12 protein-coding genes are annotated in these 14730 nt (G+C 56.3%); 7 read left to right on the top strand and 5 right to left on the bottom strand.

The features are described 5' to 3' along the window. Positions 1 to 9: 9 nt before the first annotated feature. The 3 genes from DSM110093_RS01360 to DSM110093_RS01350 form a co-directional block, all read right to left on the bottom strand. Positions 10 to 924 (bottom strand): ABC transporter permease, encoded by a 915-nt coding sequence (locus DSM110093_RS01360; protein WP_243266361.1) that lies wholly within the window; start codon positions 922 to 924, stop codon positions 10 to 12. A 1-nt stretch (position 925) separates the two neighbouring features. Continuing rightward, a complete protein-coding gene (locus DSM110093_RS01355; protein WP_243266360.1) occupies positions 926 to 1843 on the bottom strand; it encodes an ABC transporter permease in 918 nt (305 codons plus the stop codon). Between the two features lie 133 nt (positions 1844 to 1976). Then, complete coding sequence (locus DSM110093_RS01350) at positions 1977 to 3506, bottom strand: ABC transporter substrate-binding protein (protein ID WP_243266359.1); 1530 nt, start codon at positions 3504 to 3506, stop codon at positions 1977 to 1979. Between the two features lie 200 nt (positions 3507 to 3706). Here DSM110093_RS01350 and DSM110093_RS01345 point away from each other — a divergent pair, with 200 nt between their 5' ends. The 3 genes from DSM110093_RS01345 to DSM110093_RS01335 all read left to right on the top strand — a co-directional run bounded on the left by DSM110093_RS01345 (position 3707) and on the right by DSM110093_RS01335 (position 6388). Then, positions 3707 to 4594: a LysR substrate-binding domain-containing protein gene (locus tag DSM110093_RS01345; protein ID WP_243266358.1), complete on the top strand. Its 888-nt coding sequence runs from the start codon at positions 3707 to 3709 to the stop codon at positions 4592 to 4594. A 409-nt stretch (positions 4595 to 5003) separates the two neighbouring features. Next, positions 5004 to 5696, top strand: coding sequence for an HAD family hydrolase (locus tag DSM110093_RS01340; protein WP_243266357.1), 693 nt, complete (start codon positions 5004 to 5006; stop codon positions 5694 to 5696). 269 nt (positions 5697 to 5965) lie between these two features. Beyond that, complete coding sequence (locus tag DSM110093_RS01335; RefSeq protein ID WP_243266356.1) at positions 5966 to 6388, top strand: VOC family protein; 423 nt, start codon at positions 5966 to 5968, stop codon at positions 6386 to 6388. A 412-nt stretch (positions 6389 to 6800) separates the two neighbouring features. Here the strand turns inward: DSM110093_RS01335 and DSM110093_RS01330 are convergent, their stop codons facing one another. Continuing rightward, positions 6801 to 8567, bottom strand: coding sequence for a TniQ family protein (locus tag DSM110093_RS01330; RefSeq protein WP_243267648.1), 1767 nt, complete (start codon positions 8565 to 8567; stop codon positions 6801 to 6803). Positions 8568 to 8972: 405 nt separating this feature from the next. Beyond that, positions 8973 to 9404: an N-6 DNA methylase gene (locus DSM110093_RS01325; protein WP_243266355.1), complete on the bottom strand. Its 432-nt coding sequence runs from the start codon at positions 9402 to 9404 to the stop codon at positions 8973 to 8975. Between the two features lie 361 nt (positions 9405 to 9765). Here DSM110093_RS01325 and DSM110093_RS01320 point away from each other — a divergent pair, with 361 nt between their 5' ends. From DSM110093_RS01320 to DSM110093_RS01305, 4 genes are all read left to right on the top strand, one after another. After that, positions 9766 to 10338 (top strand): transposase, encoded by a 573-nt coding sequence (locus DSM110093_RS01320; RefSeq protein WP_243266354.1) that lies wholly within the window; start codon positions 9766 to 9768, stop codon positions 10336 to 10338. 435 nt (positions 10339 to 10773) lie between these two features. Next, positions 10774 to 11505 carry a hypothetical protein gene (locus tag DSM110093_RS01315; protein ID WP_243266353.1) on the top strand — a complete coding sequence of 244 codons (732 nt, stop codon included), beginning with the start codon at positions 10774 to 10776 and terminating at the stop codon, positions 11503 to 11505. Then, positions 11505 to 13742: a Mu transposase C-terminal domain-containing protein gene (locus DSM110093_RS01310; protein ID WP_243266352.1), complete on the top strand. Its 2238-nt coding sequence runs from the start codon at positions 11505 to 11507 to the stop codon at positions 13740 to 13742. The genes DSM110093_RS01315 and DSM110093_RS01310 overlap by 1 nt, the downstream gene beginning before the upstream one ends. Beyond that, on the top strand, positions 13739 to 14704 hold the full coding sequence (locus DSM110093_RS01305; RefSeq protein ID WP_243266351.1) for an ATP-binding protein: 966 nt from the start codon (positions 13739 to 13741) through the stop codon (positions 14702 to 14704). The genes DSM110093_RS01310 and DSM110093_RS01305 overlap by 4 nt, the downstream gene beginning before the upstream one ends. The last annotated feature ends 26 nt before the right edge of the window (positions 14705 to 14730 follow it).

Genomic DNA, 14730 nt, shown 5'->3' with positions numbered 1-14730 from the left:
GATTGCCCATCAGCTGCGGTCCTCCGGGGCAGTCACGTCGCGCAGCCCGTCGCCGAGCAGATTGATGGCCAGCACCAGCATGAAAAGCGCGGTCCCCGGCACGGCGATCAGCCAGCCGTCAAAGAACATCAGCCCCTTGGCGTCCGAAATCATCAGACCCCAGCTTGGTGTGGGCGGCTGCACCCCCAGCCCGAGGAAGGACAGTGCCGCTTCGAGCAAAATGGCATGGGCCATCTCAAGGGTGGCGATCACGATGATATGGTTAGAGATATTGGGCAGGACATCGCTGAAAAGAATGCGCGGCGTGGAACTTCCCAAAGCCTGCGCCGAGGCCACGAAATCCAGCCCGCGCACCTGCTGCGTCGCACTGCGCACCACCACCGCAAAACGGTCCCAGATCAGAAGGCCGATGACCCAGATCACTACTGTAAGCGAAGACCCGACAATGCTGATGACCGCCAGCGCCACCAGAACCACCGGCATCGAGAGGCGCGTGGTGATGATGAAGTTGATCACCATATCCACCCGACCGCCGAAATAGCCGGCACAGATACCCAAGATGGTACCGATCACACCCGAGATCAGCATGGCGGAAAAGCCGATCATCAGCGAGATCCGCGCGCCGTACATCAAACGCGAAAGGTAGTCGCGGCCGAGATGGTCCGTGCCAAGGATATGGTCCCATGTGGTTTTGGGGCTATCGAACCAGACCGGCGGGATCAGTTTGCGCGACAGCATCTGCGCATAGGGATCATGCGGCGCGATCAGCGGCGCCAGAAGGGCCACCAGAACGATCACAGCGATGACAAAGCCGCCGAGCATCAATCCGCGATGGGTCTTCGCGTGTTGGAACATCATCTGCCGGGGGGAGCGAACGAGCGCCTCGCTGGGCATCGTGGGGGCGTTGTTTTGCAGCGGGCTCATATCATCCGATCCTAATCCGCGGGTCCAGCCAAGCGTTCAAGACGTCGGCAAGGAAGGTGAGTGCGATGTAAAAAAAGCTGAGAACCAGCACGATGGCCTGCATCATTGGCAGATCTGCCCGCTGGATCGATTCCCAAGCCAGAAAGCCAAGGCCATTGATCGCAAAGATCGTCTCGATCACGATGGACCCGCCCAGCATGAAGCCGAACTGCACCGCCGCCAGTGACACCACCGGAATGATCGCATTGCGCAGCGCATGTTTGAACATCAGCGAGAAGCGACTGACCCCCTTTGCGCGGGCGGTCCGGATGAAATCGGAGCGCAGAACTTCCAGCATCCCGGCCCGGGTCAGGCGCATGACACCCGGTGTGATGTAATAGCCAAGGGCAATGGAAGGCATGACGAAATGCAGCCAGGTATCACTGCCCGAGACCGGCAGGATGCGCCAGTTAATGGCGAACCAAAGCATCATCGTCAGCGCAAACCAAAAGCTCGGCATCGCCTGCCCCACTACGGCCACGGTCAGGGCAAATCGGTCAAACAAACTGTTGGGCCGGATCGCTGCCAGTACCCCCAAGGGGATGGAGAGGACCAGCGCAAAGACAAGCGCGCTCAGACCAAGTGTCATGGTGGTGGGCAGGCGTTGGAAAATCTCATCCGCAACCGGCTGGTTGAGGTAATGCGATTGGCCCAGATCCCCCTGAAGCGCCCCGGTCAGCCAGTTGAAGTACTGGACCGGGATGGGTTTGTCATAGCCGTAAGCCTCGCGAATGGTCTGTAGGTCCTCTTGGGTGGCGCTTTCGCCCGCAAGGGCAATGGCCGGATCCCCAGAAAGGAAATTGAGCGAAAAAGTGAGCGACGACACGGTCAAGGCGACAAGTAGAGCCGTCGATATTCGCCTGAGAAGAAATGCAAGCACCGGTCAACCTCGATTGCTGTTGGTGTGAGAATGGGTTTGCCCCGTCTGCGGATACCCAAGTTCAGGATACCCGCGGGGTTTGGTGGCGCCTTTAAGGGTGGAAGCTTGAGCGGCCCACGCCTAAGGCAGCGTGTTACTTCCAGCTGGCCTCATAGAGACGGGGGATCTCATCCGCCGTTGGCGTGAAGTCGAGATCATTGGAGAACACGTAGTATTTGGCGTAGGTGAACATCGGCAGCCAATAGACTTCTTCGGCGATGATATTCAGCGCCTCTTGATAGGCCTCTTTGCGCACTTCGGGATCAACCGAGGTATCACCGCGCGCCAGCGCTTCGGCAGTGCGCGGATCCTTGGCCGGATCATCGCTGCTGCCCGAGAAGAAATGACTGGTGATCGCTGCCACATCGGGGATCGAGCTTGAGCCCCAAGTCATGTGGTTCACCGGGGTCTCGCCGTTCTGAACTTTTTCAAGCAGCGAGCTGTACTGCAGCCAGTTCAGATTGGCCTGAATACCAACCGCCGCCAGGTCGCCGATCACCGCTTCGGTGAACTCACGCTCGCGGTAGCCATAGAGGTCGAACTTAAACCCGTCCGGATATCCCGCCTCGGCCAACAGCGCCTTGGCCTTTTCCGGGTTATAGTCATAGTGCGGTACATCCTGAGAACAGGCAAATTGCTCAGGATGGCAGGCGGAATGGATGGCGACCGAGGCCGGGCCGACCAGTTCCTTGGCAATGGCTTCACGGTTGATTGCATGGGCAAATGCGGCGCGGACCTTTTGATCGGTAAAGTAGTCCTGACCGGAGCTGCCATCGACGTCAAAGGCGAGATAGGAGATCCGCAGCGTCTTTTCGTTGACCACCTGCACCTGCCCGCTTTCCTCAAGGCGCAGAGCCTGCTCTTTCGGCACGTCCCATGCCCAATCGAGCCCGCCTGTCATCAGTTCGGCCAGTTGGGTGTTCGACTCGCCAATTGTCCGGAAATTGATATTGCCAATCTGAGGGGTGCCTTTCGGCCCGCCGGCAAAATACTGGTCGTTCTTCGCCCAATTGACGTATTTGCCCGTTCTTACATCACTGACCGTGTAGGGGCCGGTCCCGATCGGCGTCACCTTCGACAGGTCCCGCGTGCCATCGGCACCGATGGACGAATTTTCGTAGTAACCCTCAGGCATGATCGAGATTTCATTCGCCAGATAGGCAAAGGCATTTGGGAAAGGCTGCACCAGCTCCAGACGGACCTTGTATTGGTCGATCTTGGTGGCGCTTTTCATCCAGTTGACGACGGATTGCGCAGGAACGCCGCTTGCTTCGTCGGCCAGGAAATTGATCGTATAGACGACGTCATCTGCATCAAAGGTGCTGCCATCGTGGAAGACGACGCCTTCGCGCAGATCGAATTCGACCTCGGTGTTGCTCTTCCATTCCCAAGAGGTGGCAAGCAGAGGATCAAACTCACCGGTTTCATTGTTGAAAAGGACAAGACCGTCCCATCCCATATGGCCCATGATGACGAGTTCACGGGTCACGCTGAAATAGGGGTCGACAACGGCGACTTCTTTGTCGGTTGCCCAATTCAATGTGTCTTCTGCCTTACCGGCCATTGCCGGCATGGCAGTGGTGGCCAAAAGGCTCGCAGAAAGTGCAAGATACATCGGTCTCATTAGCAGTCTCCTCCCAGAGATTTATTGGCACTCATTCCTACCGAAAGTTGCCTCCCTGCAACTCCCCTTGCGTGCCGGTACGACCGCCTGACATCTCTATCTAACTGGTCGATCTGACAGAAACCTCGCTTAGGGCTAGGCATAAAGCAAATTCTAAATTAGCATCAGGCCATAACAAATCCTGATGGTGGCCAGATTCCATGCTACGGTTCAATATTCGGCAGATTGAAGCTTTTCGCGCGGTGATTGAAACCGGAAATATGACGCAGGCCGCCGAGGTGCTTGGCGTCACCCAGCCTGCGATCAGCCGCCTGATCCGAGATCTCGAAGGAGAGTATGGTCTGCAGTTGTTTGCCCGGCATGCCGGGCGCATTGATCCCACGAAAGATGCCCTTGCTTTTCATGCAGAAGTCGAACGCTGTTACGGAGAGCTTGAACAGATGGTGAAGTTCGCCACCGAACTCGGCGCCCACCGCAAGAAAAGGCTCCGCCTCGCTTCGACCGTTGGGCATTCCTATTTCTTCCTCCCCGAAGTCATCAAGACATTTCACGCGCGTTGGCCGGATGTCCTGATCAGCTTGATCAGCGGCCCCTCGCCTGAGGTCGTCGGTCATGTGGAAAAAGGCAGATGCGATATAGGACTGGCGCTCTTGCCGCTTAACGTCCACGGCGTAGCGATCAAGACGATGCCTGAGACTAACCTTGTTTGCGTCATGCCGAAGGGCCACGCTCTGTCCAAGCTCAACACCATTACGCCGCAGGATCTCACAACGATCCCTTTGCTGCTAATTTCTGAAAGCAGCCTGATGCGAAAGCGGCTGCTAAAAGCGTTTAACGAGGCAGATGTCACCCCAAACGTCATTTTGGATTCCACTTACACAGGACCGATCTGCAGTTTGGTCGCAAATGGGATGGGCGTGTCGATCATGGATATTCTGACAGCCGACGCCTATTCGAATCTTGAGATCGAAATTCGGCCCTTCAGCCCCAGTATTCCCTGTGAGTTGAAGCTGGTGCTGCCCGAGTCGCAGGTGCTGGCGCCGCCCGCGCAAACCTTCGTGGAAATGTTGATGGATAGCGCTCGTTGAGCTGAGACGGTTAAGGCCTTTATAGGACCAAGCCCATTTTTCGCGTTACACCCACATGATGTACGACAGATTACGCAAAATAGGCAATAATACGTTGCCTCAGCATCGCTAACGCCTATGACCCGTTTCCCGCCCACACCTGCCGTTCGTGACATGCGCGGCGAAAGTCAGCATTCCGCCCGACCTGCATGTTTCGTTCAGCCGGTCAGCCGCCCAGGTTGGGTCCGCTTCGGGCTGACAGCGGTCATCGGGGCAACTCCAGGGAGGCCCTGATGATGCATGACCAAGTGCTGAAGCGCCGCAAGGCAGCTGTGAGCCCCAAACCGCCATTCAGAACCTTGTCGCGAGGTGCATAAAGTAATGGTATACATAGGCTTTAGCCCGGAAGGATCATGCCGTGAAGTCACCCGTGCTGTTCGATCTTGATGAAACGCTGTTCAACAGAACAGCCTCTGTTCGTCTCTTTGTCGAACACCAATTCTCAGGGAAAGACTTGGGGCGGTTCACCAGCTTGGATGCAATCTGCGACCGCTTCATGATGCTGGATGCCCGGGGGAGCGTATCAAAGACCATCGTCTATAAGACCATAACGCAAGAGATGGGGCTTGGTGGTGACGATGATGGACAGGCGCTTTTTGATGAATACGAGACAAACGCTTGGCGACACGCATTCGCCTTCGAAGGGATGCGCGAGCTGTTGCTCTGGCTGCACCAGGACGGCCGGAAGATCGGTATCGTCAGCAATGGTCAGACCCATATTCAGTTGCGGAGCCTGCTTGCACTTAACCTTGATCGGCTGGTCGATACATATCTAATCTCGGAAACCGAAGCGTGTCGAAAGCCTGATCCAGAGATATTCCGGCGCGCGGCGCAAAGGCTGGCTGCCGAACCGCAGGACTGCATTTTCGTTGGGGACTCTCCTCACGCCGACATGGCTGGAGCGCGGGCAGTTGACATGAGGACCGTATGGTTCCCAAACGGCTTGCAGTGGCCCAGCGATTTCGATTGGCGACCGGACGCAATGATTTCGTCTTTGGATGATGTGCGTGGGGTCGTCGAGAAGCTGGATCGTGAGGTCGCAAAGCGCCAACCTTCTGAATAGGGCATCTGAGGATCGAATTGGCGAACGGCGGGAATGTCCGCATTGCGGCCCGTGGTTCAGACCGCAGCGAAGGTCGGGTGTCGTTCGTGCATATGATTGACGTTCTGCGGTATTCAATTAAGCTGCAACGACCAGAAACAGGTTAGGTCGGTGCGGTTGGCCCGGCCCCCAATTCCAAGCGGGTCCTTACGTGCATCGGCGCTCCGATAGTCGCGTCCCATGGTCCAGACGCCTGCACATGTCGTGCGGGCCAAGCAAAGGACATGGAAATGCAGCAACAGATCGCAGTGGTGACACTTGGAATATCCGACCTCGAAAGATCGAAGGCGTTCTATCAGGAGGGGTTCGGCTGGACCCCGGTCTTCGAGAACGCGGAAATCGCCTTCTACCAGATGAACGGATTTGTCTTTGGCACATGGCTGAAATCGTCCCTTGAAGACGACACGAAGCAGCAAATTCTATCGGGGTCGGGTGCTGTAACGCTTGCACACAATGTGCCCGAAGAAAGCAATGTTCAAACTGTCATCGACCAGCTCGTTGCCGCCGGGGCGGTAGTGCTTCGCGAAGCTGATGAGCCTCCCCAAGGCGGCCGCCGCGGATATATTGCGGACCCCGACGGTCATGTATGGGAAATCGCGTTTAACCCACTGTGGCCAATCGACGAAGACGGACATGTGGCCTTTAAAATGTAACGCAATGAAAGCCTGCTGAGCGACGTGTCCGGTGCGTCGCTCAGCAGGCGTTTCAAACCAGATGCGGACTTTCGTGCGACAATGTCAGACGGCAGCTTGGTCCGCTCTGCCGACACTCGCCCCTCGAAAATGCCGCGCTGCGCGTGAATGTCAGCAATACGAAAGCCGCGCTGCAGCGTTACACCATCGGATGAACGGCAGGAGTGGGCCGGTCACGACACTCGATCAGCTTTCGAAAGTTAGCGGGAAAAACATCTCTTGGGTTCGACTTAGAAATAGAAGTTGCAGGGCTGACTGCGGTGTTTGGGATCCTAAGATGCCGTTGTCCGTCAATTCTTTGATCACCTGACCTGCCACTGATTGTTGCCGTTAAACAACGACATCGGTTACTTGTCTTCGGGAACTGCATACTTCACCCACGGTGTGCTAACAGGCCCATCTGCCCCAAGGTGTCTCCGAAATCATCCAGAAGGTAAACGGGGCCGAAATCCTGACCCTCGGGCGCGAAACGGGTTACGCCTGCATCCTGGAGCTTGCGCGCCATCACTCGACCATCCGTCTTCTCGCGCATAGACAACAATTTTAGCGTTGTGAATTTTGCGTGGAACGCTGCAATATGTGCGTTGGTCACATACAGCCCTTTCCGGCGTGTCGTGGGATTGAACAGCTCAATCGCTGGTACGTGACCGGCATTGTAAAGATCGGTCATTGAGCTGTTCCGACTCAATCCGACATCACGTGCAAATTTGCCTAGGGTTGTGTGTTCAGGGCGCTCGTCGCGCAATTTCTCCATATCGCTTCGTCTTGCATATACAGATGCGAAACCGACGAGTTCTCGGTGTCGCCTGGTTTCCACCAGACCGTCCCGCGCCAAATCAATAGCGTCTTTGATACCGATGCGTGCGCGTGAAGCAGCAACACCCAGAGGCAGCCAGTCCGCGTCATCGACTTCCACAGTGGGGGCATTCTTTGTGAGTTTTCCAAGAAGAGCGTCGGCATCGGCCGTGTCCCATTGCAGTTTCGAGACAGATTGAGGAACAGCCGGTTTAAGGATTTTTTGACTTACGAGGTTCTCGAACTGATTGGATGATACGCCCAGTCGCTTTCTCATGTCCGTTGCAATGACTAGGCGCTTGGCTTGCGCAAGAACTGGACGTGCAAGCGTGGCGTCGAATGTGAGGCGGGCGTCAGGGCGGTCATCCAGGGGATCGATAATGTCGGCATGCTCTAAAAAACGCCGCGTGATCTGTGTGGACTTTCCGATCTCTTTTGCCGCAGTCAGCACAGAGTAAAGCCGCGGCGTGGCGAGGCTTTTCCCCAAAATGGTTTCGCCAGCCGGAATGGCCCAAGTCTGAAAGATGACCTCGCGCATTATATCGCGATACAGGTCGCATCGCGGATCGTGTGCCATGTCCAACGTCAACCACTGGTATAGTCGCCCGAATGCCTTCTGTGCGCTGTATTGCGTTCCTTCAACTCTGCTTGCCAAGTCATGTAAAGTTTCGGTTAATGCATTCGGTCCCTTGCTTGCGCAATCAAACCCGACCTCTCGTTTTGTTCTACGTCTGCATGACGTGTCCGGCATAATTCGGACCATCTCGGCACCTAAAAGTTGGCAGAACCGACTAGCCGTATCGGTGGGCTGCGTCGCGAGCCACGTAGGGTCCGTTCCGTACGCAAGACGGTCGTCCAGCCAGTGGTCATAGCTTGTGATCGGCTGGCGGGGCTGGTCCAGTTTTCCAGCTAAAATATCCTCAGCGACATTTTTTAAACGCGTGGCAAAATCATACCGTGCCGATAGAGACGCTATGTTCCAGAGCGGAACGAGGGGCCGTCCATGGCGCAGGCACACCTCCACGTACCTCAGCTGCCAGTCGCCCCGCATGACCATCTGGCCCTGAGGAGGTGCCGTGCCAGACTGAATATCTTCCCGGAGACAGGCAGGGCATCCTCTGACTACAGGATTGATCAGGGCGCGAGAGACGAAATCCTCCCCTCTGAACCGGACCTGTACCCTCTCCAAAGGGAGTGGCGACCAAGACAACATTTCACGGAGCACGGCATCCTGCAGGCCAAACATTTCTGCGATGATTTGGGTCTGGGGCCTGTCGAGATTGATCAGTTTCCTCGTCGACAATCCGAGCTCATTGCATATGCTGGCAAGCGATTGGCCCCGCATGCCGGCTGCGCGTGATACAAAAGACGCCATCCCCTCACGGGGTTGAGGCTCTGGTCTTATGGAGATTGTAACAGGCAGGAATCGGCTCCAAAGGTAAAATGCCTACTTAAAGTCATCCATGACTGGAAGGACTTCAAGCTCTGGACCGAACATACTTTCGGCCGATAGGTGAAACTGATCATTGCCTGCAGAATCCCGGGAGACGGCCTTCTCCTGTCTATACGCATCGGCTGGAACTGTGAATGCGTAGACGGCATTAATGGCAGCAATTACTGGGACTTGACCCTACCCCAAACTCGCGGATTCGAAATTTGCGAGGGCAGATCGAAGGTTTTCCATAATCTCTTCGGCTAAAACTTCTGGTTCCGGTAAATTGTCCAGGTCCGTCATAGACGCGTCGCGAAGTCAAAAGAGATCGAGGCTTGCCTTGTCGCGTCCAAGCAGCTCTTCCCGGTCAAAAGCGCGCCATCGCCCATCTGGCGATTCCTCGCTCCATGTCGCGCTGCGTTCATGGCGGTTGCCGGGGTTGTAGCAGGACACAAAGTCTTCGAGATGCGCGTAGGTAAGGGGTTTCTGCTTCAAAGTGTGATGCACGTTGGTCCGATAATCATAGTACCAGACCTTTGACGTTTGTGGATCGGGACTCGCAGCACGGTTATCGAAGAAGATCACGTTTGCCTTGACGCCTTGGGCGTAGAAGATGCCGGTTGGCAGTCGTAAGATCGTGTGCAGGTCTGTCGTCTGGAGTAGCTTGCGCCGGATCGTCTCACCTGCGCCTCCCTCGAAAAGAACGTTATCTGGTACTACAACGGCGGAACGGCCCGTCGTCTTCAGCATCGTTCGGATATGCTGGACGAAGTTCAGCTGCTTGTTCGACGTGGTCGCCCAGAAGTCCTGCCGAGCTGCTCGGGGTTTTGGTTGACACCAGGTGGCATGCGATATGGCCTGAGACTGTATTTCTTTTTGCGATCATGGCGTTCAGGGCGCGCAAACGCAATCGGCATGAGTATCAGATGAGTCCACAAGAACTCTGCCTAGATGGGAAATCCGTCCTTTACCGGCCACAACTTCGTGTCGTTGCCTCGGATGCCGCCCATATATGAACCGGAAAGCATGAAAAGACTTCTGTTTGCGTTATGACCTTGCGCCATGACCTATCCTGTTCATTCGAACCAAGGGTATGTGTTATCGAAACCCAATGAAGCTGAACCTATTCCCAAACAAGACCCTGGAACGGATACACTGGATTTCGCTGTATCTCGGCCTGCCGCCCGACGGTATCGATGCCGCTTTTCCATCCGAGGATGCCTGCGAGGCTCGGTTGTATCAGGTTAGGTGGCCAGATGGACCGGTATGTCCGAGCTGCTTTCAAATGAGTGTCCATTTTCTTGAACTGCGAAAAATCCAGACCTGCCGGAAATGCAAGAAGCAGTTCAGCCTGACATCGGGAACCGACCTGCATGGCATCCACCGGGGGCTACGGTCCTATTTCGGGCTCGCCGAAGAGATCATCCAGGACCGGCAGAGGGGGGCCATGCCGACTTTGCGCGAACTGCAGGACAATCATGGTATGGCCTATGCGACTGCGATCAGGCTCCGGAAGAAATTGACAGAAGATCTGGCAAAGTTCCATGGAGGCCTGCTTGGGCGCTGCATCTGCGTTGATTTTCCAAGTATGTCCCCAGATATGGTGTTCGGGAGCGAAAACCACCTGCTGCATCTCGAAGGCGAAATGCAGCGTCGGCGCTGGCAAAAGCTCGGAATTGAGTAAAGTAGATACTCTGTCCACACCTCAGCGCTCCCTCAAGCTTTCATTCGCGAAAATCGAAACCTAAATCCTCATCACAGGGCGCAAACAGATCTGGGCCAAGTGATGGGACGACAGCCGTGACCGACCTGAATATGGCGATCGGGCGTGCGAATTTCGGAGGAGCGAAAGAAAGCTAATGTGCTGTAATGAAATAATAATTGACACGAATCGAATGACGCTGAACGGTTTCCGCCGAACCGCACCGTACGGGTTCGAGAACATTAGAACACGGGTTCCGCATCGCCATGCGCACCTGAATATGAACCGCTAGAAGAGGGCTGCTGGCCGCGTAATCCTGCCTGGGAATAACTTCAGAGAGTTCAGGCGACCGCGATCAAAACCCAAGAACCTTAACTCAAGAACTCACTCGCATGGGCGGATGAGAACGGAGACGCCATGCCATATCCTCTTGAATGGGACACATCGACAGGCAAGCAGAAAAAGCTTCCCGCGCTGAAAGTGAATCCGATCCGCGGTGTCCTGCCTTATGATGGCTACCGCAATCCGCTGACTCGCAGCAGCTCGGCGTCACGCGTGTCGATGACGGTCGCCACGGCGGCAACTAAGGGACAGGACAAGGTCTATCACTTCGATGGTCAGAGGGAGATGGCGGTTGGTGTCGAGGCGATGCTGTCGCCCGAACTTTACGGGCTTGAGGTTCAGCTGCCGCCCATCTTCTATCCGTACGGAAAGAAGAAACCCAACGAACATAGCTTCGATCTGCGCATCACGTTCAGGGATGGCTTCAGGCGTGCGGTGTTTGTGCGCAATGGCAACAGCCTCGCAAGTCAAAAGACCCAGGACGAGATCAGGGCAGTTTTCGAAGCGACCCCGGCTTCTTTCGCGGACGACAAGATCGTCGTGAACGGCGATCACTACACGCGTGCTTACCGGGACAATCTGCTCCGGGTCTTTGGTGCCACCAAGGCAGTCGACGAAGATGCCGATAGGCACGTTCTGGATCGGGCGCGCTCCGGCCATTACTGGCTGATGTGCGAATTGCTGGCGCAATGCGACATCGAATGCGAGCGGGCGTTCGACGCGGTCCTCCGCCATATCGGTAAGGGCGTGATCACGGCGAACTGGCACGCGGTCATCTCTGAATACTCGCGGATCTGGCTCGCCTGATGTCCGCCGCCATCCACTATAAAATCCCTCAGGGCTCCGAACTGGTGCTGGAACGGTGCCGCTGGCGCGTGGTCGGCAAGGATGTCGACGGATATGCCGTTGAGGCACTCGACAATGGCGAATTCACCGTTCTGCCTTTTCAGCGTGTCACTGAGGCGCTGACCGTCGGTGACGGCGAAGTCATCACGCCTGTCATGGCCGAGAGGCACCAGAAACTTCTGGCTTACACGGGCGGCTTGAGAAAGGTGGCTCAGTTGCCCGAGGCCGAACAGCGCGATGTGCGCGCGCGTCTCGGCCTCGTCCACGCGATGGATGCCTTGGAGTCCGAGGGCAGAAAGCTTACCCAGCGGCACCTTGATCGACGTGATGTCCGGCAGCGTCTTCGCGAAATGGCAAAGACACTCTCCAACGACCCGCAGCTTTTTCATGACGTCCACATCGGCAGTGCCAAGCGTCCGCACTCCTTGCCGACCGGTCGCATCCTTCAGGAAATGCGCAACACCTTTATCAGTTTTGGTCGCGAGCCGATCGTCTTGGCGCGTCGGCATCATCTTAAAGGGCCGCCGGAAGATCAAAGGGGGCATATGTGCGCAACGCAGGAACGGTTCATCGACTATGTCATCAACCTGTATCTGCGTAATGAGCAGCCAAAGATCGGGCCACTTTACGATGGGGCAAAGGAAGCTTTCACGCTTTCCGAGCAGGATATTCTCGACGGCGTGAAATTCCCGTCCGTGACGACTATCCGGACGCGCATTCGGGAGTTGCCTCTCACAATGGTAGAAGCGGGACGGAACGGCAAACGCCATGCCCAGAACAAGTACGGTGCTGGATCGACGGACGTTCGGGCCCTGAAGTACGGTGAGACGTGCCCGACCGATCAGTATCTCATGTCAATCTTCACGAATGCGAACGGCCAGATCAGCATCAAAAAAATCGATCGCGCGAAGGCGAACGATCCGCTTGAAAAAGGGGAAATCCGGCGTCTGTGGCTCTTCTTCAAGATTGATCTTGCAACCAGGTTGCCCTTGGCATGGATCCTTGCCGAGACGGCCGACGGCGATCACCAGAAGAAACTCGTCCGGATGGCCATGCGCGACAAGACACGTGAGAAAATCCGCTATGGCTGCAAGCGCGATCCCGCACCGCCGGTACGTCTGGCGCTGGTCAAGTCGGATAATGGTACGGCCGCACGGAATGCCGACATCTATGCCAGCCAGCTCGGGCTCGGCACGGCCGTCATGACGGGCCGGGCCTACAACTCGACCGACAATGCTTATGCGGAACGTCCCTTCGGTACCTTGCAATGGGGGGTGCTGAACTTCCTCTCCGGATACACTGGCAGCCGGCCCGGCGAGTTGCATGGCTACGATGGCCAGAAGCAGGCTTCACTCACGCCAGATGCGTTGATGGGGATCATCACTCGCTACTTCATCGATGAGTACCCGTACACACCGCACAACGGCACGGGCATGTTCGGTGCGACGCCTTGGCAGAAATTCGACGAGGTCAGCCAGCGAACAGACGGAATCGATGCCCCTTGTCCCGAGATGCTGCGTCTGCATCTCGGGGAGGAGGAGCAGGCGACAACGTCGTCGGAGGGGGTCAAGTTCTTCGGCATCCCATACAACTCGTCGGCATTGCAGCACTTTGCGGGCGGCGCACGCAAGAAATGCACCGTCATGCTGAACCCAGACGACCTGCGTCAGGTGACTGTCCTTAGTGAAGAATCGAAGGAGATCATCACAGCGGACCTGAAGATGACGACATTCGCGGACCTGACGCTTGAAGAGGCCTTGGCTGTCATGCGCTCCGCCAGTGAAGCAAATCCTGAATTGCGGACATTGCACGAGAGCCATCTCTCGGAGGCTAGAAGGCGTAGGGTTCGCGAGTCGGGATTCTATCCTGACTCCAATCTGCCTTCGTCATATTCGCGGATCGACAAGCTTAGAAAAGACGCAGCCGACATGGCAAACGTGGAGTTCGCGCCCATGTACCGGTCGACCACAACGATGGCAGCCGGAAAGATCATGGACCGGACCAATTCGACCTGTCCCCGTGATGAATTGTCGACACAGGATGAGATGACGGCACCCGCCGCACCAGAAGACTCCCTGCCGTCGAAACCGTCCACGCAATCGATCGAACCCGACGCGCTGCGGCCCGATGCGGAGATCGACCAACCGTCCACCATTACGAAACCTATGTTCAACCCAATCAAGGAGAGTAAAGTATGAGCGAATTTATCATTGATGCGTACCGCGACGCGGCCGCAAATACGGGCAATCGGATCTATCCCCTGGTACGTGCCGCGAAGCTGAAGTCGGACTTTGCCCGGGTGTTCAGCGCGCACATGGGACACCTGATCAGCGGCGGCCGTTTCGAGACCGAGGGTCTTCTCGTGACTGGCCCCTCCGGGACCGGCAAGACGACAGAAATTGGCGCCCTGATCCGCCGCTTCAATGACGACAAGATCACCCTCCCGGACGGGTCTTGCGCGCGTTTTGCTGAATGTGTGCTCAAGGGTATCGGTACCTGGAAAGATCTCAGCAAGGCGACCGCAAACGCCATCGGCTATCCGGTCAGCGCCAAGGCCAGGCTGACACAGAACGAGATTTGGGACATCATCTTTCGGGAGGCCAAGCTCGCAGGGATTGTCGGCATTCATTTCGACGAGGCTCAGCACATCTTTCGCGGGAAGAGTGACGCAGACCGCCGCGCTGTGCTCGATTCCTTCAAGACCTTGATGAAATCCCATGACTGGCCGCTGATGCTGATTTTTTCGGGCGTACCGGAACTGGATGATTATATCAATTCTGAGCCCCAGCTCCATCGGCTCCTGCACCGCATCCGCTTCACCGACATCGATGTGCCTCATGATTATCTGACCATCCACGAAATTGTCGGCAGCTATGCGCTCCGGGCCGGGGTCGAGGTGGATCATGATCTGATGACGCAGGACTTCTTCGACCGGCTGGTCGCCGCCTCGGCATCACGGTGGGGCCTCTTGCTGGAAGTCACGAAAAGTGCAGTCGCGGGTTCGCAGGATGTCCGCGCCGAGACCCTGACCAGGGATCACTTCACGGATTGGTGGGTCGCTAAGACCAAGTGCTCCCGGGCCGCCACACCGTTCACCCATAGTGGCTACCAGACGCTGTACCGGAAAGACCACCCGTTCATGAATGCTCTGGAAAACTGAAAACAGTCTTATCCAGCGAAAAAGGT

The sequence above is a fragment of the Sulfitobacter sp. DSM 110093 genome (assembly GCF_022788715.1).
Taxonomy (GTDB): Bacteria; Pseudomonadota; Alphaproteobacteria; order Rhodobacterales; family Rhodobacteraceae; genus Sulfitobacter.
Note: the sequence above shows the minus strand (reverse complement) of the source record. Positions and strands in the feature narration are given on the sequence as shown.